The sequence below is a fragment of the Neobacillus drentensis genome (assembly GCF_036966985.1).
GTDB classification, from domain to species: domain Bacteria; phylum Bacillota; class Bacilli; order Bacillales; family Cytobacillaceae; genus Neobacillus; species Neobacillus drentensis_E.
The window spans coordinates 1-1,480 of record NZ_JBALSN010000756.1 but is presented as its reverse complement, the minus strand read 5'-3'; the positions used below and the strand labels follow the sequence as shown (position 1 = coordinate 1,480).

Below are 1,480 nucleotides of genomic sequence, written 5' to 3'. Positions count from 1 at the left end.
ATTTTGGTTTATTAATTTTATTTATACAGATTCCCCTTAACCATTCATTGATTTTTCAACTAATTAGTAAAAGAGTTTAATAGGGATGTGGATCAAGGAAGTTTAATCCAAAGTGATAAATAACTCTGAATTTGTCGAATAGTTTGTAACAAAAGGTGCGGCAAAATGTAGTAAAATTTGTGAGGGATTATTATTTGAATACATAAATCACTTTTGGAGGAGATCAGAATGAGCGTAAATGAAGTTGTCATCGTAAGTGCCGTCAGAACAGCAATTGGTAGTTTCTTAGGAAGTTTAGAAAATGTATCAGCTACTCAGTTAGGTACTACTGTAATTAAAGCAGCTATTGAAAAAGCTGGAATTTCTCCAAATGATGTGGATGAAGTTATTATGGGGAATGTTCTACAAGCAGGGTCTGGCCAAAATCCGGCAAGACAAGCTTCCCTAGCTGCAGGTGTTCCTCAAGAGTCACCAGCTATGACAATTAATAAGGTCTGTGGATCAGGCTTGAAAGCTGTTCACTTAGCAACACAAGCCATTCTTGCTGGGGAGTCTGAAATTGTTGTAGCAGGTGGAATGGAGAGTATGAGTCAAGCTCCATATCTGTTAAAAGGCGGACGCAATGGATTCAAAATGGGCGATCAGAAAATGTTAGACAGCATGATTCAAGACGGTTTATGGTGTGCGGAAAATAACTATCATATGGGAATCACAGCTGAAAATCTTGCGGAAAAATATGAAATCTCACGTGCAGAACAGGATGAATTTGCGGCATGGAGTCAGCAAAAAGCTCAAGCAGCGATTGAATCAAATCGTTTTGCTGATGAAATTGTCCCTGTAGAAGTACCTGGCCGTAAAGGACAAGTGACATTATTCAGCCAAGATGAGTTCCCTCGTTTTGGAACAACTGCAGAAGGTTTAGGTAAACTTCGTCCAGCTTTTAAAAAGGATGGAACCGTTACTGCGGCGAATGCTTCAGGCATTAACGACGGTGCTGCAGCATTTGTTGTGATGAGCCGTAAAAAGGCAGAGGAATTAGGAGTTACTCCTCTCGTAACAATTAAAGCGAATGCTTCAGCGGGGGTAGATCCAAGTATTATGGGAATCGGTCCTGTTCCAGCTGTGAAAAAAGCGCTTAAATCAGCTTCTTTATCCTTAGAGGACATTGACTTAATTGAAGCCAATGAGGCATTTGCTGCTCAATCAATTGCAGTGGATCGCGAGCTTCATTTTAGTAAAGAAAAACTAAATGTAAATGGCGGTGCGATTGCACTTGGCCACCCAATCGGTGCAAGTGGAGCAAGAATTTTGGTGTCTTTAATTCATGAAATGAAGAAAAGAGAAAACCAATATGGTTTAGCTACATTATGTATTGGTGGAGGACAAGGTGTAGCAACCATCATTGAAAATATTAAGTAAGAAGGAATAAAAAATGGCTGGAAGGTAAACTTAGGGCACTGAAAAACATTCCTTTTTTTAT

1 protein-coding gene is annotated in these 1,480 nt (G+C 39.3%); it reads left to right on the top strand.

Going from position 1 to position 1,480, the window contains the following annotated elements:
• Positions 1-228: 228 nt before the first annotated feature.
• On the top strand, positions 229-1,419 hold the full coding sequence (locus tag V7659_RS31415) for an acetyl-CoA C-acetyltransferase (RefSeq protein WP_335543895.1): 1,191 nt from the start codon (positions 229-231) through the stop codon (positions 1,417-1,419).
• Positions 1,420-1,480: the final 61 nt, after the last annotated feature.